Origin of the sequence: Slackia heliotrinireducens DSM 20476 (assembly GCF_000023885.1) — a bacterium.
Taxonomy (GTDB): domain Bacteria; phylum Actinomycetota; class Coriobacteriia; order Coriobacteriales; family Eggerthellaceae; genus Slackia; species Slackia heliotrinireducens.
The window spans coordinates 1,709,121-1,734,805 of sequence record NC_013165.1 but is presented as its reverse complement, the minus strand read 5'-3'; the positions used below and the strand labels follow the sequence as shown (position 1 = coordinate 1,734,805).

The following is a 25,685-nucleotide window of genomic DNA, read 5'->3' as shown; positions in this document are numbered from 1 at the left end:
GGAGGAAGCATGTCTGTCCTGTTCGTCGAGTATCCGAAATGTTCCACTTGCAAGAAGGCCAAGGCGTGGCTTGACGCAAAGGGCGTCGAATACACCGACCGTCACATCGTCGAGGAGAACCCGACTGCTGCCGAGCTGGCCGAGTGGCATGCGCGCAGCGGCCTTGCGGTGCGCAGGTTCTTCAACACGTCCGGCATGAAATACCGCGAGCAGAACATCAAGGCGAAGCTGGATGCGGGCATGACGCCTGAGGAATGCTTCGACTTGCTGGCGACCGACGGCATGCTGGTGAAACGCCCGATCATCGTGGCTGATGAATTCGTGCTCGTGGGCTTCCGCGAGGCCGAATGGGCGGCCGCGTTGCTATGATTGAACCCGAAGAACGTTAGAAGGGGTTACATGGAAGCGTTGATTGCAATTCTGAACGGCATCGTCGGTAAGGGCAACGTGATGTTGAACGAACCGATGAGCAAGCACACCACGTTTGAGATCGGCGGGCCCGCCGAGGTGATGGTGACGCCCGAAACCGCGGACGAGGTTGCGGAGGTTGTGAAGGCCTGCAACGAGGCCGGGGTAGCCTGGCGCGTGCTTGGCAACGGCAGCGACCTGCTGGTGTCCGACGAGGGCGTGGGCGGCGTGGTCATCCAGCTGCTCGACAAGTTCAACGGGCTGCATGTGCACGGCAACGTCATAGCGGCCATGGCCGGCGCCACGAACGCCCAGGTGGCCGAAGCCGCCCAGGCGGCAGGGCTTGCCGGATACGAATTCGCCTGCGGAATCCCAGGCACCATTGGAGGCGCAGCCATCATGAATGCAGGCGCCTACGACGGACAGTTCGCCGACGCTGCGACCGAGGTGCTGTGCTGCACGCCGGAAGGGGAGTTCGCCCTGGTGTTTCGTGAAGAGGCCGATTGGACGTACCGTCACAGCATGATGAGTGACGAGGGATACATCGTGCTTGGCGTCATCTTCGAGCTGACCGAGGACGACCCCGATGCCATCCAGGCGCGTATGGACGACCTACAGGAGCGTCGTTCGTCCAAACAGCCTTTGGAGATGCCCTCGGCTGGCAGCACCTTCAAGCGTCCGGAAGGCTATTTCGCCGGCAAGTTGATCCAGGACGCAGGCCTTCGCGGATACAGCGTGGGCGGCGCCCAGGTGTCGACGAAGCATACCGGTTTCGTGGTGAACACGGGCGGTGCAACCGCAGCGGATGTCCGGCAGCTCATTTCCGATGTGCAAGCCGCTGTAGAAAAGGAATTCGGCGTGAAGCTGGAGCCTGAAGTCCGCTTCTGGGAGTAGATGAATTCACGGTGTTAGAGGTGCGCGCCGGCGGGATGCGATTCTGTCGGCGCGTTCTGCATTGTGAGGGTGATGCTGTAGCCGAATCATCCGATGGTTGGGCTGTATGCATTCAGAACGTGGTGCAGTAAAAACCTGTACATAAGCTAGGATTCATCTGGCGGGACCGTGGGGCCGTTTCCCGATCGGAGGCGTTGCCTGCGCTGTTCAACCGCGTTCACCAGGGCCCAGGCGGCAAAGCCGCTGGCGATTCCGAACAGGGTGCCGAACAGTACGTCGGTCGGGAAATGGACTCCGAAATAAAGCCGCGAGAAGGCGGTTGCCGCCGCCAGAACCACGGCCGCCACCTTGATCCAGCGGTGCTTAAGCGGCATCAGGCATATGACGGTGGCTGCGGCGAAAGATACGCTGGAGTGCGTCGAGGGGAACGATGTCGACGAGGGAAGTCGTACGAACGTGTTGAGCAGGGCAGGGTCGACGATGAACGGCCGCGGCCTTTGCACCAGGTTTTTGATCAGCCCGCTGGTAAGCGCCGAAGCGAACAGCATGGCTAGAAGCAGCATGACGCCGTAGATGCGGTATTCCTTCTTGAACAGGAGCGCTAGACCGCAGACGATGCCGATGGCGCCGATTTCGCCCTGGAGGGTGAGGAATCCGAGAAACCAATCCAGAGGCATGCAGGTCAGCGTCGATTTGATGGCATGCAGGATGGACAGGTCAGTCGCAAGTATGGCGTCGTACATGGGTCTCCTTGGTCGGCTTCGTTTCAACTATGATAAACGAAGGGCGCAGGATACGCACGAGGCTTCTCCATTGGTGCGATTCTGTAAAGCAGGAGAACCCTCCGTGTATCGGCAAGGCGGTCGTGGACACGGTACGTCGTGGCGAGGCGGAAAGAAAAAGGAGGGCACGAAGCCCTCCTCGATGTCCGAAGCTGTGTGGATGAGCGCTACAGCGTCAACGCGGAAGTGCCTGCTACCAGGGCAGCGCTTGCGAAGTTCACCACCAAGCCGAGCACGAAGCCGATGATGGCGCCGATGCCGGCAACCTTGGCGCATTTCGGCTTGGTGTTCTTCCAGACCAGGAAGAGGATTAGTCCGACGATCGGGAAGAAGAAACCGAGCACGCCCCATCCGATACTGCCGGAGTCGTTCACGACGGGCGGTTGGTTCTGCGGGTAATTGTCGTAAGGCTGCTGGTATTGCTGGTTGAAATCGTCCATTTCAATCCCTTCTCATTAGACTGCAGTATATATAAGATATGATAGCACTATTGGAGCAATCGGTTGGAATATGTGCTCAGTTGTGGCGAATGCAACACAAATGTCGCAATGGACGCTGGGTTCATGAGCTAGGATGGCTTGAACGCATCGGGCGGTTGACGTGCGTGTATGCATGGCGAAGCGGAGTGCGAACGGCTTGCTACCACGAAATAGGGGCGACCGCCTTTGAACTGCGTCCCAAAACTTGGACGCGATAAATAGCGGGCTATGCCGCTAGGGACTGATTCCGGAACTCTTCCGGGGTCAGTCCCTTCAGTTTGACCTGCCTCCTCTGCGTGTTCCAGTATACGATGTATTCCTCCAGCTCTTTCTTGAACGTGTCGAAGTCCGGGAACTCCCTGCCGCGGAAGAATTCGTCTTTGATATGTCCGAACACCTGCTCGGTCGCGCCGTTGTCGATGCAGTTGCCCTTCCTCGACATGCTCTGCACGATGCCCGCCTCCTCGAGCCTGCTGCAATAACCGTCGTGCTGGTACTGCCATCCCATATCCGATTGCATGATCGGATGCGCGCCCTCGGGCATCTTCGGGATAAGCATGTCGAGCATCTCCTCCTGCTGCGCCAGGTCCGGATGCCGCGATATCGACCAGGCGGCTATCTCCTTGCTCCCGAAGTCGTAGACGGGCGCGAAGTACGCCTTCCCCCAGCCTTGCTTGAACTCGGTCACGTCCGTCCCCAGCTTCTGCCACGGACCGTCCGCCGAGAAGTCGCGCCCCAGCACGTTCTCGAAGGTCTTGCCCACGACGCCTCTGTAGGAGTTGTACTTATGGTAGTCGGTCTCGCGGCGTATGCCGCACCTGATGCCGATCTCGCGCATCATCTTGAGCACCGTCTTGTCGGCGATGACGGCCCCCTCCTCGGCGCGCAGGCACATCGCTATCTGACGGTGGCCGCAGCCGTTGGGCGAGCGGGAGAAGATCTCGACGGCCTTGCCCCAGAGCTCCGGCCTCGTGGGCGGCTTCGCAGGCCTCAGCTTGTTGTAGTGGTAGGTCGACGCCGGGACGCCCGACGCGGCCAGGAGGTCCTTGAGCGCATGCCCTTGCCCTGAAAGCTCCCTGATCACCTGGCATTTCTCCCAGGCGCTCGCTTTGCCGCCTCCAGGGCTCTCAATTTTTTTAGGTACGCCACCTCGGCCCTGAGCCTCCGGTTCTCCGCCTCGAGCTCCCGCTCGCGGGTCGGGGGCAGGCCCGCCTCGCCGTCGGACTTGCGCGGGCGCCCCTTGGGCTTGGGCGCGAGAGCCTCGGGGCCGCCCTCCCGGTACGCTTTTACCCAGCGCTCGAAGGCGGTCAGGCTTGCTATCGCGTGCTTGGCCATGGCCTCCTGCTTCGTCAGCCCTCCCTCGAGGAAGTCGAGGACCGCCGCCAGCTTCGTTTCCTGATCGTAGGTTCTATGCTTGGACCCCATGCCTAGAAAGACCTCCTTGCCGACAGCCTTGTATGCGTGGATCCAATGTTCGGCGATGCTGACCGATATTGCAAGCTCCCTGGCAAGGGCAATCTTGCCATACCCCGAATCGATCAGCTCGGTCGCTTTCTTGCGAACTTCTACGTCGTGTCTGCCCATAAAGATACTGCACCTCCGGAACTCGAACTTTTATTCTTGAGTCCAAGTTCCGGGGTGCAGTTCACTTTCGGCAACCGCCCCGCTTGTCGGAGTGATGTAAGGCCATGCGCTAGTATCGGCGCGCCTTACCAGAATTAGATGGCGTCCAGCGCCTGGGCAACGTCGGCAATCAGGTCCTCGGTGCCTTCGATGCCGCAGGACAGGCGAACCAGGTCGGGGGACACGCCGGCGGCCAGAAGCTCCTCGTCGGTCATCTGGCGATGGGTGGAGCTGGCGGGATGCAGGCAGCAGGTGCGGGCGTCGGCCACATGGGTGGCGATCTGCGCCATCTTCAGGCCGGCCATGAACTTCTCAGCTGCAGGACGGCCGCCTTCGACACCGAAGCTCACGACGCCGCAGCCTCCGTTGGGCAGGTACTTCTTGGCGACTTCGTAATAGGGGTCGGTGGGAAGTCCGGAATAGCGCACCCAGGTGACCTTCGGGTGGTTCTGCAGGAACTCGGCCATGGCCTGGCCGTTCTTCACGTGCTGGGCCATGCGCACATGCAGGCTCTCCAGACCCATGTTCAGCAGAAACGCGTTCTGCGGGCTCTGGATGCTGCCGAAGTCGCGCATGAGCTGGGCGGTTGCCTTGGTGATGAAGGCGCCCTCCAGACCGAACTGCTTGGTGTAGGTTACGCCATGGTAAGAGTCGTCAGGAGTGGTGAGGCCGGGGAACTTGTCGGCGTGGGCATCCCAGTCGAACTTGCCGGAGTCGACGATGGCGCCGCCGACCGCCGCACCGTGACCGTCCATGTACTTGGTGGTGGAGTGGGTCACAATGTCGGCGCCCCACTCGATGGGACGGCAGTTGATGGGCGTGGGGAAGGTGTTGTCCACTATCAGCGGCACGCCGTGGGCGTGTGCGGCTTTGGCGAAGCGCTCGATGTCAAGCACGGTGAGCGCCGGGTTGGCGATGGTTTCGCCGAACACGGCCTTGGTATTCGGCTTGAACGCGGCCTCCAGCTCTTCGTCGGTACAATTCGGGTCGACGAACGTGAAATCGATGCCCATGCGCTTCATGGTGACGGCGAACAGGTTGAAGGTGCCGCCGTAGATTGAGGTGCTGGACACGATGTGGTCGCCGCAGCCGGCGATGTTGAAGATGGCGAAGAAGTTCGCGGCCTGGCCGGAGGAGGTCAGCATGCCTGCGGTGCCACCTTCAAGCTCTGCGATCTTGGCAGCCACGGCATCGTTGGTGGGGTTCTGCAGACGTGTGTAGAAGTAACCGGATTCCTGCAGGTCGAACAGGCGGCCCATATGCTCGGAAGTCTCATACTTCCAGGTGGTGGACTGGTAGATGGGAATCTGCCTTGGTTCGGCGTCGCCCGGGTGGTAACCGCCCTGCACGCAGATGGTATCGATGTTGGCCATGAGCCGTCCTTTCAAGCGTCGGATAGTGCGATTTGCATCTGGGTATTATACGCAACTCCAGCGTAATGGAGCAGACCGAGGGGCAAACGTCCGTGAAAGGAACTCATGACGCTTACCCAGTTGTTAAGCTACGGGTGTGTCCCAATGTGTCGAATTGAGCTACAATATCCAGACCTGTAAATACGAGGAAAGAGGAAGACATGCCTATCAGGATTCCAGACGCGTTGCCGGCAACAGCTATTCTCGAAAAGGAGAATATCTTCGTCATGACCGAGCATCGCGCCATGCATCAGGACATCCGCCCGCTTCGCGTTCTCATCCTCAACCTCATGCCCACCAAAATCGTGACGGAGACGCAGCTCATGCGCCGTTTGTCGAATACGCCGCTGCAGGTGGAGATCGACCTGCTTCGCACCGCCACGCACGCTTCGGCCCATGTGTCCGCCAATCACCTCGAGTCGTTCTACAAGACCTTCGACGATGTGAAGGATTACCGCTACGACGGCATGATCATCACCGGTGCGCCGGTCGAGAAGTTCGACTACGAAGACGTGGATTATTGGGACGAATACGTCACCATTCTGGATTGGGCCGTCGACCACGTGCATTCGATCTACCACATCTGCTGGGCTGCCCAAGCTGCGCTGTATCACCTGTACGGCGTGCCGAAATACCTGACTGACAAGAAGATTTTCGGCGTGTTCCCGCAGCGTCTGCTCAAATCCAGCTCGCCTTTGGTTCGCGGCTTCAACGACATTTCGTATTCGCCGCAGTCGCGTCACGCTACCTGCCGCTACGAGGACATCGTCGAACATCAGGAGCTCGAGGTCATCGCATATTCCGACGAGATAGGCCCCACCATCGTCAAGTCCACGAACTCGAAGCACTTCTTCGTGTTCGGCCATCCTGAGTACGATCGCGACACGCTGAAGCTCGAGTACGACCGCGACGTTGCAGCGGGCAAGCCTATCGAGATTCCCGTGAACTACTATCCCGATGACGACCCCGAGCAGCGCCCCGTTGTGACCTGGCGTGCAGAAGGGCAGCTCATCTATTCCAACTGGTTGAACTATTACGTCTACCAGACCACGCCTTACGATTTGACCAAGATCTAAATCGTTTCGGGAACCTGTTCTTGCGAGCGCCGGCGGATGCACCGTCGGCGCTTTTTGTTCCTGCTGATTCGGGATTGCGTCGGCCGGTTTATGACAGGGGGTTCGTTCAGATTCGTTGCGGACGTATCCGGATTCTATACACTTTCCCGGATTCGACAGAGTGAAGCGATCGGCTCCGCAGCTGGCCGGACCGTATGCTCTTCCACGGTTTCTGCAGGAGCGAAGCGTACAGATTTGCAACTCAAGCTGCCGTTGAATCTTGGCAGAAAAGCCCGATTTCATGAAAAGGAGTGGGCACGGATGGTTTCCGGGCGAACGTGCGCGATTGCGGCGTTTGTGCCTGCCAAGGTTCTGGTAGGTGTTGCACACGTCTAGGTGACATGCTGGTAGGCGTAACAGGTGCTGCACGAAGAAAGCGCCAGCAGGCGAATCCCACTGGCGCTAAAAGTGTGAAACTCCTGTTTGCTGCCAAACCCCAATTCTAGAGTCTTCCACCGTTCACAGAAGACATCGAGTCAACAAAGGTTTGGGTGGATATCACATCTCTGATTGCTGTTCGGGTTGGGGTGCGGAAGGGGCAGCCTTCAGCTTGTCCTCCATGTTCTTAAGCTCGGCGACGGCAAGCTTCTCGGCGGCACGCTGGGTGCCCAGGAACGCCGTTGCCTCCTGGCGCAATGCGGCTTTGCCGTGCTTCGGCAGGAGCTTGTTCACGATACGCTGGTTGTTACGGGCGTCGCAGATATCTCCGAGCTGGTCCTGAACGGCCTTCATGTCGGAAGTCATGCGGGCGTGGTCGGCCCCCAGCAGGCTGGAAAGCTCTTTGGAGATGTAGCGCAGACGCTTCGCACGCTTGCGCAGGATGTGCGTTTCCTCGTGGTCCTCGAAGTCGGTATGGGCCAGAATCTTGAGGTACTTGCGTCGCATGGTTTCGAAGCGGTCCCTGATGTCCTCGCGGGAGATGCCCTCGATTTCGACATCGCTGCGCCACTCGGTGTTGATCAGCTCGTCGGAAGCCTCCTCGACCAGCTTGCGCGTGGAAGCCTTGGCCATGCGGTTGCTGTAGCGCAGACGTTCCTCGTCGCGCTGGCGCTTGGCGGCTTCGGCCAGCCTGGGGAAGGCGTTCGAACCCGTAGGCGAGCCGAACTTCTCCATGGATTCAAGCACCAGCTTGGCTTCCTGCTTGGCGATGGTCTTGCAGAGCATGTCGTATTCGCGCAGGTCGGAGGTGTCGTCCTGCAGACGCTTGAGCAGGTGTTCGATGTTGCGGTTCTGTTTGAGCTTCTGGTAGGGTTCGATGAACGCGAGAAGCGAACGTGCGCTGCGCAGCGAGATGCGGTATTGATGCAGGGCCTCTTCGTCGTAGGGGTTGTCCAGCATGGCCTGGTAGTTGTTGGCGATGCGCATGCCGGCGGCCACGGTGACATCCTCCAGCTTGGTCAGCACCTTCCAGCGCGAAGACTCGGGGCCCTGAGCAAACCAAAGCAGGTCTGCGTGGCTGAAATCGGGCTCGATGTTGCCGAGCACCGCGACGGCAGCCTTGCCGAACGCATGCTCGTTGCCAGACAGGGTGGTGAGGATGTCCTGCAGCACAGGGTTGTGGCCCACAACGATGACGCAGCCTTCGGCCTGCTTCAGCTCCTCGACCAGTTGGTCGGGGGTGTCGGCGTAGATGGAATCGTGAATCGAGCCGTATTCGATCTTCAGAACGCGACCGACGATCTTCGCGGTCTGGCGGGCGCGGCGCGCGGGGCTTGTCCAGATCTGCATGTCTTTGCGGTCGGTCTTAGCGAAGTACGAGAACGCCTGAGTGGCGGTGGTTTCGAAGGAACGGCGACCGGCAAGCGTGAGCTTCCTGTCGATATCATCGAGGCCCTCGACCCGCTTTTGTGCCTTTGCGTGTCGAACGAGTACCAATGTTTCAACCATAGGGGCCTCCTCTTAATCATAAAGAGCGGAACGTACATATCAATGATACCCGAAACGCTGTATTGCGCGAGCATTACTTTCAGGTTGTTTTACGGACGGTGCGTTCTCAATCGCATTTTGTCCCACCGCCCAGCTCGGGCGCATGCATCCCATGCTCAAACAGTCCTGCTTTGGCGAGATGTCCACTGGACATTTCGCGTCGTGCGGAACTGCACGTGGGACGCATGCGCCCGAACTGGGCTGCGAGTGCCTGATGTCGGATTATGCAACCGGACGATTCGGGCGCGTTTCGGCATGATAGGGTCGTTTCCTGAAAAGAACCTTGCAAGCCATGCGCCGTTTCGGGGCTTGCGTATAATGAACGGGTTTGAAACTCGTGAGACGGAAGAGGCGCGCGTGGCGTTTATGTTCGGATGCGAAGGCATCCATCTGGAATATGCAACCAAGAAGGTATTGGACGATGTGACGTTGGGCGTCCATGGCGGCGACCGCATCGGCATCGTCGGACAGAACGGCGAAGGGAAGTCGTCGCTGCTCGGCGTGCTGGCCCAGACCATCGAACCGGACGAGGGAAGCGTCACCTGCACCCGCGGCCTGACCATGGGCATGCTGGGGCAGTCTGACCAGCTGGACGACGACGCCACCGTCGGCTTCTCCATCGTGGGCGACGCGCCCGAGTACCAATGGGCCTCGGACCCGCGCATCCGCGAGGTTATCGCATCGCTGATCGCAGACATCTCTTGGGATGCGAAAGTGGGCACGCTGTCTGGTGGCCAGAGGCGCCGCGTCGACTTGGCCCGGCTGCTGGTGGGGGACGACGACGTGCTGCTTCTGGACGAGCCTACCAACCATCTGGACATGCGAGCCATCGCCTGGCTTGCGCACCACCTGCAGAACCGCTGGCAGCGCAACGTCGGCGCCCTGCTGGTCGTGACGCACGACCGCTGGTTTTTGGACGAGGTATCCAATCACATGTGGGAAGTTCACGATGGACACGTGTATCCCTTCGAGGGCGGCTACTCGGCGTACATGCTGCAACGGGTTGAGCGTGACCGCGTTGCCCGCGTGACCGAGCAGCGCCGCCAGAACCTGGCCCGCAAAGAGCTGGCCTGGCTTTCCCGCGGCGCCCGCGCACGATCGACAAAGCCCAAGTTCCACGTAGAAGCCGCCGAGGCCTTGATTGCAGACGTGCCGCCCATGCGCAACCCCTTGGAGCTGAAGACACTGGCCATGCAGCGGCTGGGCAAGCAGGTTGTGGACCTGACGAACGTCACCGTCACGTTGGGCGGAAAGACGGTGCTTGACCATGTGGACTGGGGCGTGGGTCCCGGCGACCGCATCGGCATCCTCGGCGAGAACGGCGCAGGCAAGACGACCCTGCTGAACGTTTTGCAGGGCAAGGTCCGCCTGGACAGCGGCTGGGTGAAGATCGGCAAGACCGTGAAGTTCGCCGTCATGTCGCAGCGACTGGACGAGCTGGAGGAATCCGCAAAATACCGGGTCACCGAGGTGCTGAGCCGGCACCCGCAGCGCGTCGTTGTGGACGGGAAGGAGACGTCGCCGGCAAAACTTCTGGAGCGCCTGGGCTTTTCCAGCAAGCAGCTTTACGACCGTGTCGGCGAGCTTTCGGGCGGCCAGAAGCGCAGGCTGCAGCTCATGCTCACTTTGATTCAGGAGCCCAACGTGCTGATTCTGGACGAGCCCGGCAACGACCTTGACACCGACATGCTGGCGGTGCTCGAAGACGTGCTGGACACCTGGGCGGGCACCCTCATCATGGTCACACACGACCGCCATCTGGTGGAGCGCGTGACGGACGATCAATACGCCCTGATCAACGGGCATATAAAACACTGTCCTCGCGGCATCGACGAGTATCTTGAGATGGTGAACGCCCACAACGACGCGAAGGGAACGACCTTCGCCGACGTGGTTTCTACATCCTCGGAGAAGACCGCGACCGCCACGTCGAGCGGTCTGTCCAACGCCGAGATGCGTGGACTGAAGAAGCGCCTGAGCGGTCTGACCAGGCGCATCAACACCGCAGGCAACAAGCTGGACGCCAAACGTGAGGAAATGGCGTCGGCAGACCCGACCGATTACGAGCTGCTCGGGCGCCTGCAGGGCGAACTTGACCGGTTGGCGGCCGAAAAGGAGGCCCTCGAAGACGAGTGGCTCGAGGTGGCCGAAGAACTGGGAGAGGAATAGAGCCTGTTCAGGTGAGCAGCTATTCCGAAGGTTCCACAATGGGAGCCGGCGTTAAAGATGCCAGCGGCCCTTCCATATAACCTTGCAACGTGCTCGAATCCACTTCGGACATGGAGAACAGCGTGGTGGCGGTCATACCGGCCTTGTTCATGACGGCTTCGCGTCCGTCGGCAAGCCATCCTGTGGTCGTGCCAATGTAGAGCAGCAACGCCAGCAGCAGCGCCAGGGGGATGGCAAGAAACGAGGCCAAAGACGACGTCGTCAAGCGGAACGTAGCGGAACGGTTGCCAGACATAAGCTACCTCCCCAGGAAATACAGGATGATGAGCAGAAGGATGATCACAGGAAGCAACGCGATTACCAGTTGGGTGAACAGGAACACGGCCGCCATGGCAAAGGGCGCGGCGCACAGCAGGCACACCGACGGGAAACCTTTCGATGAGGGTAGAAACCGTGCCAGAAGCGCGTAGGCCGCAAGGGCCACGACGACGTTGGCAATCTGCAGGATGTCAGCGGGTATACATCCTCCGACGGTGGTGGAGTGGGCAATCGCTGCGGTGCTGCCGTGCATGGTGAAGGCGAGCATGCTCAGGGCGCAGGTTGCGGTGCCGACCCAGAACAGAACGTTGCAGAACGTGGAGCTTGCGGTGCCGGTGGAATTCTCCTCTGCACGCTCGAGCTGCCTGGATGCCTCGCAGATGCGCGGGATGGGGCCCGGGTTGCCCTTCTCCCACCAGGCGCGCAGAGCATCGTTGTTCGTGTTGAAACGCGAGGCCTCGGATTCGATGCGCTGCGAGAGGTGTTCGATTCGCGCCGACGTTGCGTTTGCGGTCACGTGGCGGACCAGCTTTGCGACCCGCGGGGCCATCGAAGCGCCGGTGGCCGTGATAAATCCGATCAGGGCGAGCGATGTATAGGTGGTTGGTGCGAACCGCAGGCCGTCGAACACGTCTTCGGCAAGATAGAACAAAAAGTAATCGTTCATCTGAGGGATGCCCATGGGCAGATATCCCCAGAACATGCCGACGACCAGCACAAAGGCGACGGTAAGCAGAATCTTGAGCACCGGTTTGAAGAACGCCCTGCCGCTGCGCTGGTTCTGCGAGGCGGTCTTCAGGTCGCCTGCCACCCGTTCGACCACATCGCGGGCATCGTTTGCGTAGTGGGACGGCAGGCGCTCGACGCCGTCGGAACGCAGCTCGCTTGCGAACGCCGGCTCGGCCGTCGAGGCGTCGGCAACGGCGCGCGCATAGCCGCGGGGCACTTCGGACCCCGCGAAGTATCCCGTGAAGTACGAATCCGAATAGTTCGCCTTGACGGTCGATCCTGGCTGGTCGATGCCCAGATAGGCCAGGTAGGGGTTGTCCGCCAGGCTCGATTGCAGCTTAATGACGTCGGTTTGCAACGCGCCTAGCTTTTGTATAGCGTTTTCGATCGAAGTGACGGCGGTCTTGGCCCCGGAGAGCTTCCGCAGCAGGGCGCGGCTGTCGTCGTCTGTGGCAGTGTAATAGTCCGCGTGGCGGCAGACCCAGGTCACATGCCCGTAGGGCCCGTACAGCTCGTAGAACCTTCGGACGGCTGCGGGGTTCGCGCATGACTTCTCGAACAGCACCAGCACGTTGTTGGCGACGGCTTCGGCTCCGTTTTTGATGCTGCGGTCGAATTCGAGGGACTGGGCGAAGCGCCCGCAGGCCGCGTTGAAACCTGCGATGCGGTGGAGGAAGGCCGTATCGTCGATGCGGCGGTAGAAACCCGCCGGTGTGCGACACAGCCATGCGAACAGCTGGTCAGGCGTGGTGCAGCCCTCAAGGGAAGCGCCTTGGGGCGAAAGCATCTGCAAAGCGGCTTCGACGGCGAAATCCTCGTTGTCCGAAGCGGCCTCTTCAAGCCTTTGCAGCACGTCCAAGATGCGCGGGTCGGCGCCTGCGCGTTGGGCATTCCAGGACAGCTGCCCCGTCTGGACGAAGGCCAGAAGCTCCGCGCGGCTCAGACGGCCGTTGTCGTGGGCCGCCCGAAATCCCATGAGCCCGAATGCGGTGCCGTGCCAGTGGTACGTGGAGAAGTCGCCGCCGATGACCGAGATGGCCCGGGAAAGACCCAGGTCGTGGTTCTTCACAGTTGCGCGGTCGACCTCGACGATGTCGTTCAGGGCTACGGCCAGGTCGTTTTCGCCATGGGTGCGGAAGAAGTTCTCCAACAGCTTGGTGTAGAGGTGACGTTTGCCTCGTTCCCAATTGGCGGAAAGGGCCTCGGCCAGCTTCGTGTAGTCGGTGTACAGCGTGCCCTCGAACTGGTAGCCGGCCCGGGGCGCGGGTTGCGCGGACTCGGCATAGGTGAAGCCCTGCGGGTCGTCGAGCCAGCGTTGCACGTCATCGTATCCCATGCGGTCTACCGACGAAGCCCTGGTCAGACCGTAGATGAGCTTGCCTAGGCATTCATGCTCGGGGCGCTTCGCCACGAAGGCCACGGGACGCTTGCCCACGAGCACGGCGGAAAGGTCATCCGCGTCGATGAGGGCCTGGTGCGGGTGCACGCCGCCGTTGTAGAGCGTCCAGATTGTGTAGCCCAGCGAGTACCAGTCGTTCTCGCGCTGGATGACCGACGAATGAGGCGAATACCCCGGAGTGCGGCGGTCGATTTTGGTCGTGCCGGTGTCGCGTCCCTCGTCGAGCACCGAGGATATGCCGAAATCGCCTACGACCAGCTGATTTTCCAGATAGTAGAGGTTTTTCGGCTTGATGTCGCGGTGCACGATGCGATGCTCGTGCAACAGATGAAGCGCCTGGGCCGTTTGAGGCAGTATGACGTCGCGAATCTCTTCGAAGGACACGTCGGTGCGGGACGAAAGCGCATCGGAGCATACGGGCATGATGGCCACGTCGTACGTGGTGGACCCCAGTTCGGGCACGGTGTCGGTAATGCTTCCCGATGCCACGATGGGCATGAGGTGCGTCTCGGTAAAATGACGTTCGCCCAGCGGGTGCGTGGCCGTGAGATTGCGCAGGAACGTGATGACCGCCCGCCGCGACATGCGGTCGCGGGCGCTTTGGGCCTGCCAGCTTATTTTGGCCGCGTAGGTGCGCCCGTCGAACGCGCGGTCGGCCAGCACCACGGTGCCCTGGCCGCCGGCGCCTAAGGCCTGCGACGTGCGGAGGATGTACGCTTCGCCCGAATCGTCGTAGAAGTCCAGGTCGGCTCCGGAAAGCACCGGGGAGTCGCCGGCCACGTCGACGATGGTGCCGGGTCCTGATACGATTGTGGGTGCCACGTTTCGGCGGGGCGTGCGGTCGATGGCCATGGTTTATGTCTCCTGAATGTCCACCGCGCACAGAGCCACCGCGGTTGTGTCGTCATATGCGTTGCGGCTGTATGCCCTGGCCACAAGCTCGTCCAAGGCCATTGCGAGGGCCAGTTCGACTTTCGTGGCGTTGGGAGCGGGCGCCTGTTCGGCGTCTTCCGCCTCGGCATCGGCTTCCTCTTCGGATTCCGTGTTGAGGGATGAGATCACCTCGGCCACTTCCGCCAGGGCGATCTCGATCTCCTCGTCGGTGACGCAATCCCAAATGCCGTCGGAGCAGATGAGGAACACGTCGCCCTCGAGCACGGGGACGGGGTTTTCGACGTCTACCTGGTCGAGGCGCTCGTCGCCCAAGCATCGGGTGATCACATGGGCGATGTCCGCGGGGACCTCGGCGTCTTCGCCGTGTTCGTCTCGGTATTGTTGGGCCAGCGAATGGTCGCGGGTCAGTCGCATGGCATAGGGGCTGCGGAAGCGGAGGGCCCGCACGTCGCCTGCATGGAACACGGTTGCGGTGTCCTGGTCGAAGGCTATGCCCGCGACGGCGGCCAGCGCGGTGCCGTTGATGGTCTCCTGCAGCTCCGATGTGGCTATGCGGCATGCCTCGATGCCGGCGTCCAAGGCGTGGTCGAAGGGCTGCCCCTTCTTAAGGGCGTAGGAAAACCCCAGCTCAAGCGCCTCTGCGGCCGTTTGCGCCGCAGCATCGCCGCAGGTGCTACCCCCAACTCCGTCGAACACGGCCGCCAGAAACGGCTGCGAAACCGTGCCTTGCCGGTTGTCGGACTCGTCGGGAAGTCGCCCGCCGGCCAGTATGCCGTCCATCAGGGCGCGGTCCTCGTTTGCCTCATGGGAGCGTCCGCATGCCGTGAACGCGGCGTATGCGAATCGAAGGGTCATCATGCCACCTCGTCTGCCGAGCCGCGTGCGAAGGTGACATGGTCGTCGACTGCGTCAACCACCACGGTCTGGCCGGCTTCGATTCGGGCGTCGAAGATGTAACTCGACAGGGGATTCAAATAGTTCGCCTCGATCAGGTTGCCGATACCGCGGCCACCTTTCTCACGGACGGGAGCATCAAGGGCGTGGGTGCAGAACCAATCCAGACAGGCATCGGTCGGCGTGACGCGGATCTCGTGGCGCTTGAGGATGTTGCCGTTGATCTTCTTCAGCTGCGAGCGTGCGATGAGCGACGACGCCTCGGGGCTGATGTAGTCGAACACCACGATGTTGTCGCCGATGCGGTTGAGCACCTCCGGCTTGAAATGGATGGCCATGGCTTCGGATACTTTGCGCTCGATGTCTTCGTAAGGTTCGCCGGGCTCGACGATGTTGCGGCGTCCGACGGCGCGGCCGTGTTCGTCTAGGATCTCCTCAGATATGCCTACGTTGCTGGTGAAGAAGATGAGCGTCTCGCTGAAATACACCGTGTTGCCCTGGCCGTCGGTCATGCGCCCGTCTTCCAGAATCTGCAGGAATTTGTCCATGATGGAGGGGTGGGCCTTCTCGACCTCGTCGAACAGCAGCACCGAGAAGGGGTTCGCCTTGACGGCGTTGGTCAGCTGACCGCCTTCCTCGTATCCGACGTATCCCGGAGGCGCACCGAACAGCTTCTGGTCGGAGTTCTCGGAGGCGTATTCGCTCATGTCGAAACGCAGGTAGCTACGCTCGTCGCCGAACAAGAGCTCGGTGACGGCCTTGACCACTTCGGTCTTGCCCGTGCCTGTGGGGCCTGCCAAAAACAGCACGCCTTTGGGCTTGGAGCCCGATGAATGCTGCATGCCGGAAAAGCCCATGACGCTGCGCTTGAGCACGGTGACTATCTTGCTCAAGGCGCGGTCCTGACCCTTGACGCGGCGACGGAGCTTCTCTTCGGGGTCATCGCGGAGCTTGTCCACGATGGACGCCCACTTGTTCTCCTTCAGGCCGTATTTGTAGATGTCCACCAGCTCGGGGAACTGTTCGGGCGACGTGTCGCCCTTGATGCGTAGGCGGCGCAACTCGTCGAGCTCGAGTACCTTCATGGAGTCGGTCACGTCGATGAACTTCTCGCGGACGTCTTCCAGGTTGTCGTCGGAAAGCGACGAGAAGGCATAATCCACGAAGGCGGCGCGGGTGTCGCGATCCGGGTTCGGCACGATGACTGAACGGACCTCGGGGTTGTTGGTGAAAAACCAGCTGGGCACGTCGGCGACCTTGTTGACGATGAGCACCAGGGTGTTTCGGTTCGACCCGTCCACGCGGATGGCCTCGGTGACCGCCAGATACAGGTTCAGGAACACGGCGTTCTCTTCGGCCGATAGGTCGCTGGGGCGGGACGTGAGGCGCGATGCAAAGGAATAAACGCAGGCCACAGGGGTGTTATCCATAGCGGGAATGTCGATGCGTCGGGTAAGCGCCGCCCGCAGCAGCAAGGAGTTCTGCACCAGACGGCTTTGGGCGTTCGGGTCGTTTCCGACATTGGGGTTGTAGGACTCGTTCTCGCGGCCAAGCACGTCGGCTTCCTTGGCGGCGGCTTTCGTGATGGCCGCCAGGTCCGCGTCCCCCAACGGGTTGCTGATGCCGCGCAGCGGATCGCAGTAGATGAACCGATACGGGCGGCCGCTTTCGCCAGCGTGGGCGGTGCCGCGTTCGAACAGACGGGGGAGCAGTTCGTTGAGGGTGAGGAACTCGATGTCGTCCTCGTCGTCGCCTTCGAGGAACGGGTACAGGTCGAACACGTTGCCTTCGATGATGAGGGCCGATTTGATGCCGACGAAGTTTTCGATTTCCTTCTGCCATTGAGGCGTTGTGAACATGGCTACTCCTTCTACGCCTGTGCGTTTGTACCCATTGTAGGGCAATCGCCGTGGATTCGTTGCGCAACCTTGTGTATGCCGACGGACATGGCGCGGTTGTCGAAATACAGGTTCTGCACGCGCCTCGGTTCGGACAGCGCATCGTCGTATGCGGCCTGAAGCACAGGGTTGAGGACCATTACCCGCTGGTTGGTGGAGCCGCGAAGCGCGCAGACGCCGTCGTTGAGGCTCTCGACGTACGGCCCGTCGATCAAGACATCGATCAGGCCGTCGAATTCGGAATCGAGGAGGTCCTGCACGTCTTCGGCGACATAGCCTGTGTAGACGAGGACGTCGTCGAATGCGGGGCGTATGGAGCGAAGGACCCATGCAAGGTCGTCCGGTTGTTCGAGGGGGTCTCCGCCTGTGAAGGTGATAGCCCGCGTGCCCGATGCCTTCGCCATGCGCACCAGCGCCTCGGCCAGCTGATCGTTGTCAATCCGGTTCGCGTCTGACGCCTCCCATAGCTCGGGGTTCGCGCAACCCGGACAACGCTTGCTGCAGCCGACGGTCCAGACCACGATGCGGCTGCCGGGCCCCAGCGTTTCGATGTTGTTGATGACGCGGTCGACGAACATGGGCTTAGGCCTCCGCCACCTCGATTTGGCGGGGCAGCGCGCGCTTGATTTTGCGGCGGTCCAGGTCGTCCACGCATGACGAGCATGTTTTGATGCGTGCGTCCGGGCCGTCCACACGATGCTCAGTTCCGCATACGGGGCACCGCACCGACCATGCCAGAACGGCAGGCGACTCATCCTCGGCGGGCTCTTCCGCCACGTCGTCGCAGGTAACGGGTATAACGCTCAATCGGAACAGCATGTCGGCCATCTTAAGGAGCTCGCCGCCGCGCACGGTGCGGGGCATGCCCGCAACAAGAGGCACCCATTCGCCTGCGGCATTGATGGAAGTGGCGTTGCGGCCCACGAACTCAAGCGTCCAGGTGCCATCGGTGCATTCGGCAATAAGGTGCACGCCCGAAACCTGGGGGCTGAAGCTGTCGGGTGCGAAATCGCCCGCTCGCCCCAGGATGCCGCCGGGCATTGTGACCTCGATGGTCTCATGGGTGCGGGCGTTTTCAAGCATAAGACTGCCTGAGGCGAAGGCCGCGTCGCTTGACGGTTCGGTTTGACAGGCAGGTTCGATGCGTTCGGCCTGTTCGGGAGCGGGCGCAGGCGCGGAAGCATGCATGCCGTCAGAGCGGGCTGCGCCGCAGGCGGAGCATGCCTGGCTGGAGTCGGGGTTTGCGAAGCCGCAGGTACAGAGCCACATGGTTACCTCATTTCACGGGCGCGCTGCTGCACCTGGTCGCGTCGGCGCCGGTCGTCCGCCAGGCCGATCTGGGTGTCGGCCGAGAAATCGGACTGGTCGCTCGCCAGGTGGATCTGCTTGCAATGGGCCACGTCGGGGGCTGCCTTGTAGCGCACCGCATTGCGGATGCCCATCGCCGCCAGCTCCTCTTCTATCTCGGCGTAGACCGCGCAGAACTCGTTTTGCGCGTTGAACAGGTGTGCGATGTCGTCGTCGTCGGTCACGGCGGTAATGCTGGTTCCGCTTTCTGCCGGAGCGGGTGCGCCGAGCCCCACGACTTCGAGCATCATGTCGCCGGAATCGGACAGGAACGCGTGGATGCCCGTGTCTTTGGCGTCGCCGCTGAACAGCGTGTGGCTGCCTTGGACGGCGCCCAGCTCAACCGAGCGCGCCACGTCGTAGCCGTGGCGGCGCATGATGGTGTCGATGGCTTCGTGGACATAGCGCTCCTCGCGGCGGCGCTGGGCCAGATGCTTCAGGTTGTCGAGATGTCTGACCGCCTCGTCCAGGTTGCTGAAGCCTGCGGGGCGGCGAGGAGCGGATCCTTTCAACTCGGCTTCGATGACCGACATGCGCGCGGCTAATTCCTGCATGCGTTCGGCCCGAGCGGCTACAGCAGGCGCGATGAGCTCGTATTGGGCCAGCACCGATGCCGCCTTCTGGGCGTCCGGCCCGGAAATTCCGACGATGTCCTGCGCCATGCCAACCATGACGGCGCGGTCCTTCTCCAAGGTAAAGGGGGAAGCGATGGCGGTGCGGACGCCGTCGAGCATGGCAGCGAACCGTTCCTGGATGTCCTCTTCGGACTCTGCTGCTGCGGCGGTTCGGCCGCTTTCTGCTGGGCTTTGAGGTTTGAAGGCTTTGAGCAGCTCGAGGCTTTCCATCAACCCGGCATCGTCGCTGTCGTGGTCGGCCATGGTTCGGGAAAACGCCTTCAGGCTGGTCTGGAGGTCGGTGCTCCTGCGAAGGGCCTTCTCAGCTGCCAGAAGCGGGGCGAAGCGCTGCTTGGCGTCGAAAGCAAGGCTGTCTGCCAGGTGCGTTAGCTTGCTGCAGGCGGCTTCGAGGACGTCAACGTCGTTGTTGTCCAGTGCTTTCGACAGCTCGCTTTCGAATTCGGATTCGAGCTGGGCAACTATCGCGTTGACTTGGGCTGATATGTCTTCATCGGTGCACAAGGCGAACTGCGACAGCAGAAGCTGGAGCTCATGTCTAAACGAGACGGACGCCGTTTCGGCACGGTCGCGTGCCGCCTGCATACGGGCGCGCATCTGCCGTTCGATTTCGAGCTGACTGGTTTTGGGACCGCTCATGGCAACCTTCCTCACGATGTTTGCGAGAATTGTACCATCAGGTGTACGGGCTTTAGTTGCGCAACCCGAATGAGAAGCGGCCTTAAAACGCGGCGTCGAACGGTCCGTCCACGAGCACGTCTTCGTTGCCGCGGCACAGAGCGGTCAGCTCGTCTAAAAGCGCTTGCTGGGTGCCGTCGAGCATGCGCAGCGTGACAGTAACAGAGTCGGCGTAACTTGTATCCACCGTTTTGGCACCGCAACGTTCGGCCAGGTGCATGAGCTGGTCGTAAAGAGGGTAGCCTATGGCGATGACTACGTCCACGCATCGCGACATGACCACCGTATCGGCTGCGGCGACGGCTTCCTGCGCGGCCTGCGTGTACGCGCGCACCAGGCCTCCGGTTCCGAGCAACGTCCCGCCGAAATACCTGGTGGTCACGCAGATGACGTCGGAAAGCCCCGCATGTTGGATGACTTCCAGCGTCGGCATGCCGGCGGTTTTCTGGGGTTCGCCGTCGTCGGAGTAACGTATGCGCTGCGTGCCTCCTGCTCCGCCTTCTCTAAGTATGTAGGCGTAGACGTTATGGCGGGCAAGCCGGTTGGCTGCCTGTATGCTGGCGAGGAACGCAAGCGCCTCGTCTTCGGTCTCGACATGGGCCAGGCTCGCGATGAACCTGCTCTTTTTGATCTCGATTTCGGCCGTTGCCGTGCCGCGTATGGTTGCGTAGGAATCCATGCGCCAACTATACCAGTTCGTGCGTGCGCGGAATGCATGGTTCGTCGGTTGAATTCACCTCTTGTCCCGACGTTCAGCCCAAGCGCACGCATCCCGTGCTCAAACAGTCCTGCTTTGGCGAAATGTCCACTGGACATTTCGCGTCGTGCGGAACTGCGCGCGGGACGCATGCGCTTGGGCTGGACTGCGGATGAAAGTTCCAGGTATGTGCCGCTCATCTTGGGTTTCTTCGGAGTGTGAACTGAGGTGGCTCTGGATTATTAGGGCGGAATCGAAGATGCGGATTGTAACGTGCGGCTGCGTTTGGTAGTATGCGCTCCATTCCGCCGCCGGGTGGAGGGCAAAAGCTCGAATGAACTGCTTCGTTAGGCCTAAGAAGAAGCAGCTGATTCGGGCTTTTTCTTGTATCCGGACGGGGGCCGTCTGAATGCGGAAAGGTTCGGTTACATCGCTGAGGACATGTTCTACAATATGAAGCGCCAATCGTTTGATAAGAGAGAGAAAGGAACCGCCCATGCAGAAGTTCATCGCCGAAGAGTCGTTCTGGAACCTGTTCCCGGGTGCGTCCATCGGCATCGTCGTCGCTCGCAACATGAAGAAGACCGAGGACGTGCCTGAAGAGGACATCAACGCCATCGCGCAGATTCTCAACGACGCCAACAGCGCCGCCGACCAGCACCTGACCAGCAACACCATCTCGCAGAACGAAGTGGTTGCGGTATGGCGTGCTGCCTATCAGAAGTTTAAGACCAAGAAAGGCGCCCGCTGTTCGGTCGAGAACCTGCTCAAGCGCGTCCTGAAGGGCAATCCGGTTGGTCACATCACGCCGTCTGTCGACATCTACAACGCCATCTCCCTGAAATACGCCCTGCCCGTGGGCGGCGAGGATATCGACGCGTTCGTGGGCGATGTTCGCCTGGGGCTTACCGACGGCGGTCTTGCGTTCCGTCCGCTAGGCGAGGACGAAGACGACCCCACGCTGCCTGGCGAGATCTGCTACCACGACGACGAGGGCGCCATCTGCCGCTGCCTGAACTGGCGCGACGGCGTGCGCACGGCGCTGTCCGACGATTCCCAGAACGCGTTTTTGGTCATCGAGTGCGTCGATGAGAACCGCGTTGGCGACCTCCGTGCCGCCGTGGACGAGTTCGCCCAGCTTATGGAGCGTTATCTGGGTGCCACCATCGAGGCCAAAGAGATCATCACCCGCGAAAACCCTGAAATGGTCATCGTCGCGTAAGTTCTGGATGCCTGTATGCTGTTCGTTCTGACAGGCGACATACAAACCGGAAAGACACGTTGGCTGGAGGCCCTGGTGTCCGAGCTCGAGCGCTCGGGTGCCGGGGTCTTCGGCGTTGTGTCCCCAGGCGTCTGGGAACAGGGCCCACGTGAAGGTGAATTCCGCAAGCTGGCAATCGACAACGTGCTGCTTCCCGGATGCAGACGCATCCGGATGGCCGACTGGATCGACCCGTCCGACACGAATCGGGACGACCAGGGGTCCGTGGTGCGGGACTGGCTGGCGGATCGGGTGGTTTCGCGATATGAGGACACGTGGCGGAAGGTGCGCGTCATCGGCCCGTGCGCAGAGTCTCGGGAGGTCGTTCTGGGCGCATGTGTTCCTGATTCTGTGTCAGATGTTCGATAACGTGGGCATTTGTTTTCCTGAAGTGGTACTATGTCGAAATTGCACATACATACCCGATGGAGGTTCACATATGCCTAACGTAGGAAGCTTCGACGTGTCTTTGAAGCGCAGCAACGACATCCGTGCGGATATCGCCGTCAACCCCGGCAACTACCGCATGCTCACTGGCGACCGCCCCACAGGCCGCTTGCACCTGGGGCACTATTTCGGAAGCATCATGAATCGTGTGGCCATGCAGAACGCCGGCGTTCCCACGATGATCCTCATTGCCGACTACCAGGTCATCACCGACCGCGACACCACTGCCAACATCCAGGACAACGTCTACAACATGGTCATGGATTATATCGCCGCCGGCATCGACCCCGATAAAACCCCCATCTACATCCATTCCGCCGTGCCTGCCTGCAACCAGCTCATGCTGCCGTTTTTGAGCCTGGTCTCCGAGGCCGAGCTCCAGCGCAACCCCACGGTCAAGGCTGAGATGGAGGCCTCGGGCCATGAGCTGACCGGCCTGCTTCTGACCTATCCTGTGCATCAGGCCTGCGACATCCTGTTCTGCAAGGCGAACATCGTGCCGGTTGGCAAGGACCAGCTTCCGCACATCGAACTCACCCGACAGATCGCCCGTCGCTTCAACAAGCGTTACGCCAAGGTGTTCCCGGAGCCCGACGGCATCCTGTCCGACGCCATCGAGATTCCTGGTCTGGACGGCCGCAAGATGTCCAAGAGCTACGGCAACTCCATTATGCTGAGCGCAACGGCCGAAGAGACCGCCAAGCTCATCAAGAAGAGCCAGACCGACTCCGATCGCAACATCACTTTCGATCCCGAGAACCGCCCCGGTGTGTCTGCGCTGCTGACCACTGCTGCACTGTGCACCGGCCGTAAAGAGGTTGAAATCGCCGAGGAAATCGGCATGGGCGGCGGCGGAGCCCTCAAGAAGTACGTGACCGAAAGCGTGAACGAGTTTTTGGCCCCGCATCGCGAGCGCCGCGCAGAGCTTGCCAAGGACATGGACTACATCAAAGACGTCCTGCACGAAGGCAACAAGAAGGCCAACGAAATCGCCGAAGCCACCCTCAACGAGGTTCGCGAGGCCATGGGCATGGTCTACTAGCCGCGGTTTCACCTGTGTGGGACAAAGGGGACAGTCCCCTTTGTCCCATTTTTTATAGGTCGAGGTCCTCGAAGAACCCGACCTGGTAGTTTTTGAAGATGACCTCGCCCGCTTCCTGCGTGGCATCCAGGTCCACGTCGGCATCGATGAAGAAGTCCCGGGAGTCGTCCTCGTCCTTGAAGGTCTGGCGAACATGCCAGGTATGGTTGAAGTGCTCGTTGGCCTCGTCGATGGAAAGGTATGCGGCGCTTCGGGCGTCGGCGTCGATGAGAATCTCATCATGCTCGGCGAAGTAGTCGTCCAGGACCTGGCCCCATGTGCGTTCCCCGAAACCCCATTCCGCATCGAGCTCGCCGAGATCGTAGGCGCGATCGGCCGCTGCAAGGCGTATGCGTTGGAACAGGGCGTTCCGAACCAACAGGGTGACGGCTCGACGGTCGTGCACCACGGCTTCCGCAGCTTCGGGCGGCGCCTCCTCGAAGGTGGAGCCGGCCGATTCCCACTCGTCGACCAAGCTGGAATCGACGGAGCGGACCACCAGGCGAAGCCATCCGATGATCTCGAGCAGGCGGTCGTCGCGCTTTTCGAAAGGAATCGTGCGGTCCAGAACGCGGTATGCGTCGGACAGGTATCGCAGCAGCAGGCCCTCGCATCGGGCGATGCCGTACCGGCCGATATACTCCTTGAAGTTCGAGGCCGTCTCGATCATGTCCCGCAGGATGGACTTGGGACGCAGCTCGTAGTCGTTGGCCCATGGTACAGCCTTGCAGTACTGATGGAACGCGGGGATGAGCACATCTTCCAGCGGTTTGGGGTAGGTGACCTCCGCCAAACGGTCCATGCGCTCCTCGTATTCGATTCCATCGGCCTTCATCTGAGCCATGGCCTTATCCTTCGCCTTGCGTTCCTGCGAACGAAGAATCTGGCGCGGGTCTTCCAGCGTGGCCTCCACCATGGAGATGACGTCCAGCGCGTACGTATCGCTTTCGGGGTCCAGAAGTTCCAGCGCTGCCAGCATGAAGGGCGAAAGGGGCTGGTCTAGTGCAAAATCCTCCGGCAAATCGACCATCAGGGCGTATTCGGTAGCGCCGTCTTCGGTCGGATGGCGTTCGACCACGTCGGCATCGATCAAGGTTTGGAACACCTCGTTCGCACGGTTGTACAGCGCCGTCTTCTGCTCGTCGTTCTGGGCCGAATCCGCAATGAGCTTGCGGACGCGGGCGGATGCGTCGCCGCCCTGCATGACCTCGGCAAGCACCATGGAGTGGGTGATGCGCATGCGGGGTATGAGAGTTTCGGGCGGCGCGTCGATCAGGCGCTCGAAGGTCTTCTTGTTCCAGGAGACGAAGCCCTCCGGAGGTTGCTTCTTCTTGATCTTCTTGAGCTTCTTCGGGTCGCCGGCGGCTTTGGCAACGGCTCGCGCGTTCTCGATGTCGTGTTCAGGTGCTTCGGCTATGACCAGGCCTTCCGTATCGAATCCGGAGCGGCCTGCGCGGCCTGCAATCTGATGGAACTCACGGGCCTTCAGCTTGCGCATGCGGGTTCCGTCGAACTTGGACAGCGCCGTGAGGATGACGGTGTGGATGGGCACGTTGATGCCGACGCCGAGGGTGTCGGTGCCGCAGATGATGGGCAACAGCCCCTGCTGGGCAAGCTTTTCGACCAGAAGGCGGTATCGGGGGAGCATGCCAGCGTGGTGGACGCCGATGCCGGCTTCAAGCAGGCGCCGCAGCGTCTTGCCGAAGGCGGTGGTGAACTTGGTTCCCTTGATGGCGTCCTTGATCAGCGCGCGCTGCTCTTTGTCCACCAAACCGAAGCTGATCAGGGCCTGCGCCGACGAAAGGGCTGCGTCCTGGGAGAAGTGGACGATGTAGATGGGTGCGTCGCCTGCGCGGATGGCAAGCTCCACTGTGGCTTCCAAGGGCGATTCCACGTAGTCGTAGCTCAACGGCACAGGGCGTTCGGCGTCGTCCACCACGTCCACGGCGTTTCCCGTCTGGCGTTCCAGGGTCTCGGCGATGGACGTCATGTCACCCAACGTGGCGCTCATCAGCATGAAGCGGGCCTTCGGCATGGTGAGCAGCGGCACCTGCCATGCCCACCCGCGGTCGGGCTCGCCGTAAAAATGGAACTCGTCCATGGCCACGTAGTCGATGGGGGCGTCCACGCCCAGCCTGAGGGCGTCGTTGGCGAGGATCTCCGCCGTGCAGCAGATGACCGGGGCATCCGAGTTGATGGCGGCGTCGCCTGTGATCATGCCTACGTTCTCGCGTCCGAAAAGCTCCACCATGTTGAAGAACTTCTCGCTGACCAGAGCCTTGATCGGCGCCGTGTAATACGAACGGCAGCCCATGGCAAGCGATAGGAACTGCATGAACGTGGCCACCAGCGATTTGCCCGATCCGGTGGGCGTGCCCAGGATCACGTGGTTTCCTGCGGCGATGCTCAGGCAGGCATCCACCTGGTGCGGCCACATGTCGAATCCGACCCCTTCGGTCCATTCGATGAACGCGTCGAAAACCTCGTCGGGGGAAAGCGTCTCCTGGGCGTTCAGGTCGTCGGCCAGACGTCCCAGGTATCCTGGAGAGCGCGGGTCGTCTTCGGGATTCCAAGCGGTTGTTTCGGTGTCGGTCATAAGGTA

22 protein-coding genes are annotated in these 25,685 nt (G+C 61.0%); 7 read left to right on the top strand and 15 right to left on the bottom strand.

The window, feature by feature from the left end; all coding sequences use genetic code 11:
- Positions 1 to 9 precede the first annotated feature (9 nt).
- Both SHEL_RS07395 and murB read left to right on the top strand, forming a co-directional pair.
- Complete coding sequence (locus tag SHEL_RS07395; protein ID WP_012798631.1) at positions 10 to 369, top strand: arsenate reductase family protein; 360 nt, start codon at positions 10 to 12, stop codon at positions 367 to 369.
- Between the two features lie 30 nt (positions 370 to 399).
- The gene (gene murB / locus SHEL_RS07390; RefSeq protein ID WP_012798630.1) at positions 400 to 1,302 is read left to right on the top strand and encodes a UDP-N-acetylmuramate dehydrogenase; all 903 of its coding nucleotides are present in this window, start codon (positions 400 to 402) and stop codon (positions 1,300 to 1,302) included.
- 146 nt (positions 1,303 to 1,448) lie between these two features.
- Here the strand turns inward: murB and SHEL_RS07385 are convergent, their stop codons facing one another.
- The 5 genes from SHEL_RS07385 to SHEL_RS07365 all read right to left on the bottom strand — a co-directional run bounded on the left by SHEL_RS07385 (position 1,449) and on the right by SHEL_RS07365 (position 5,559).
- Positions 1,449 to 2,045 (bottom strand): phosphatase PAP2 family protein, encoded by a 597-nt coding sequence (locus tag SHEL_RS07385; RefSeq protein WP_012798629.1) that lies wholly within the window; start codon positions 2,043 to 2,045, stop codon positions 1,449 to 1,451.
- Positions 2,046 to 2,251: 206 nt separating this feature from the next.
- A complete protein-coding gene (locus tag SHEL_RS07380; protein ID WP_012798628.1) occupies positions 2,252 to 2,524 on the bottom strand; it encodes a hypothetical protein in 273 nt (90 codons plus the stop codon).
- Positions 2,525 to 2,789: 265 nt separating this feature from the next.
- A complete protein-coding gene (locus SHEL_RS07375) occupies positions 2,790 to 3,647 on the bottom strand; it encodes an IS3 family transposase (protein WP_012798627.1) in 858 nt (285 codons plus the stop codon).
- Positions 3,644 to 4,147: a helix-turn-helix domain-containing protein gene (locus SHEL_RS07370; RefSeq protein ID WP_012798626.1), complete on the bottom strand. Its 504-nt coding sequence runs from the start codon at positions 4,145 to 4,147 to the stop codon at positions 3,644 to 3,646. The genes SHEL_RS07375 and SHEL_RS07370 overlap by 4 nt, the downstream gene beginning before the upstream one ends.
- 134 nt (positions 4,148 to 4,281) lie before the next feature.
- Entirely contained in the window at positions 4,282 to 5,559 is a 1,278-nt protein-coding gene (locus SHEL_RS07365) for an O-acetylhomoserine aminocarboxypropyltransferase/cysteine synthase family protein (RefSeq protein WP_012798625.1), read from the bottom strand.
- A 200-nt stretch (positions 5,560 to 5,759) separates the two neighbouring features.
- Between SHEL_RS07365 and metA the strand changes: the two genes are divergently transcribed.
- Positions 5,760 to 6,674, top strand: a complete 915-nt coding sequence (gene metA / locus SHEL_RS07360) for a homoserine O-acetyltransferase MetA (RefSeq protein WP_012798624.1) — start codon at positions 5,760 to 5,762, stop codon at positions 6,672 to 6,674.
- Between the two features lie 537 nt (positions 6,675 to 7,211).
- On the opposite strand, the gene SHEL_RS07355 is transcribed toward metA, so the two are convergent.
- The gene (locus SHEL_RS07355; protein ID WP_012798623.1) at positions 7,212 to 8,600 is read right to left on the bottom strand and encodes a CHAD domain-containing protein; all 1,389 of its coding nucleotides are present in this window, start codon (positions 8,598 to 8,600) and stop codon (positions 7,212 to 7,214) included.
- A 405-nt stretch (positions 8,601 to 9,005) separates the two neighbouring features.
- Here SHEL_RS07355 and SHEL_RS07350 point away from each other — a divergent pair, with 405 nt between their 5' ends.
- Positions 9,006 to 10,808 (top strand): ABC-F family ATP-binding cassette domain-containing protein, encoded by a 1,803-nt coding sequence (locus tag SHEL_RS07350; protein WP_012798622.1) that lies wholly within the window; start codon positions 9,006 to 9,008, stop codon positions 10,806 to 10,808.
- 19 nt (positions 10,809 to 10,827) lie between these two features.
- On the opposite strand, the gene SHEL_RS07345 is transcribed toward SHEL_RS07350, so the two are convergent.
- The 8 genes from SHEL_RS07345 to SHEL_RS07310 form a co-directional block, all read right to left on the bottom strand.
- Entirely contained in the window at positions 10,828 to 11,103 is a 276-nt protein-coding gene (locus SHEL_RS07345; RefSeq protein ID WP_012798621.1) for a hypothetical protein, read from the bottom strand.
- Between the two features lie 3 nt (positions 11,104 to 11,106).
- The gene (locus tag SHEL_RS07340) at positions 11,107 to 14,106 is read right to left on the bottom strand and encodes a protein kinase family protein (protein WP_012798620.1); all 3,000 of its coding nucleotides are present in this window, start codon (positions 14,104 to 14,106) and stop codon (positions 11,107 to 11,109) included.
- Between the two features lie 3 nt (positions 14,107 to 14,109).
- Positions 14,110 to 15,006 (bottom strand): PP2C family protein-serine/threonine phosphatase, encoded by an 897-nt coding sequence (locus SHEL_RS14375; RefSeq protein WP_050749553.1) that lies wholly within the window; start codon positions 15,004 to 15,006, stop codon positions 14,110 to 14,112.
- Positions 15,003 to 16,901, bottom strand: coding sequence for an AAA family ATPase (locus SHEL_RS07330; RefSeq protein WP_012798618.1), 1,899 nt, complete (start codon positions 16,899 to 16,901; stop codon positions 15,003 to 15,005). The genes SHEL_RS14375 and SHEL_RS07330 overlap by 4 nt, the downstream gene beginning before the upstream one ends.
- An 11-nt stretch (positions 16,902 to 16,912) precedes the next feature.
- Positions 16,913 to 17,518, bottom strand: a complete 606-nt coding sequence (locus tag SHEL_RS07325; protein ID WP_012798617.1) for a 4Fe-4S single cluster domain-containing protein — start codon at positions 17,516 to 17,518, stop codon at positions 16,913 to 16,915.
- A gap of 4 nt (positions 17,519 to 17,522) precedes the next feature.
- The gene (locus tag SHEL_RS15260) at positions 17,523 to 18,209 is read right to left on the bottom strand and encodes a Zn-finger containing protein (RefSeq protein ID WP_012798616.1); all 687 of its coding nucleotides are present in this window, start codon (positions 18,207 to 18,209) and stop codon (positions 17,523 to 17,525) included.
- 2 nt (positions 18,210 to 18,211) lie between these two features.
- Positions 18,212 to 19,558: a hypothetical protein gene (locus SHEL_RS07315; protein WP_012798615.1), complete on the bottom strand. Its 1,347-nt coding sequence runs from the start codon at positions 19,556 to 19,558 to the stop codon at positions 18,212 to 18,214.
- A gap of 82 nt (positions 19,559 to 19,640) precedes the next feature.
- A complete protein-coding gene (locus SHEL_RS07310) occupies positions 19,641 to 20,276 on the bottom strand; it encodes an IMPACT family protein (protein ID WP_012798614.1) in 636 nt (211 codons plus the stop codon).
- A gap of 514 nt (positions 20,277 to 20,790) precedes the next feature.
- Here SHEL_RS07310 and SHEL_RS07300 point away from each other — a divergent pair.
- The 3 genes from SHEL_RS07300 to trpS all read left to right on the top strand — a co-directional run bounded on the left by SHEL_RS07300 (position 20,791) and on the right by trpS (position 23,044).
- Complete coding sequence (locus tag SHEL_RS07300) at positions 20,791 to 21,516, top strand: B3/B4 domain-containing protein (protein WP_012798612.1); 726 nt, start codon at positions 20,791 to 20,793, stop codon at positions 21,514 to 21,516.
- A 15-nt stretch (positions 21,517 to 21,531) separates the two neighbouring features.
- Positions 21,532 to 21,924, top strand: a complete 393-nt coding sequence (locus SHEL_RS07295) for a hypothetical protein (protein ID WP_012798611.1) — start codon at positions 21,532 to 21,534, stop codon at positions 21,922 to 21,924.
- A 70-nt stretch (positions 21,925 to 21,994) separates the two neighbouring features.
- Positions 21,995 to 23,044 carry a tryptophan--tRNA ligase gene (trpS, locus tag SHEL_RS07290; RefSeq protein ID WP_012798610.1) on the top strand — a complete coding sequence of 350 codons (1,050 nt, stop codon included), beginning with the start codon at positions 21,995 to 21,997 and terminating at the stop codon, positions 23,042 to 23,044.
- A 52-nt stretch (positions 23,045 to 23,096) separates the two neighbouring features.
- Here the strand turns inward: trpS and SHEL_RS07285 are convergent, their stop codons facing one another.
- A complete protein-coding gene (locus tag SHEL_RS07285; RefSeq protein WP_012798609.1) occupies positions 23,097 to 25,679 on the bottom strand; it encodes a DEAD/DEAH box helicase in 2,583 nt (860 codons plus the stop codon).
- Positions 25,680 to 25,685 lie beyond the last annotated feature (6 nt).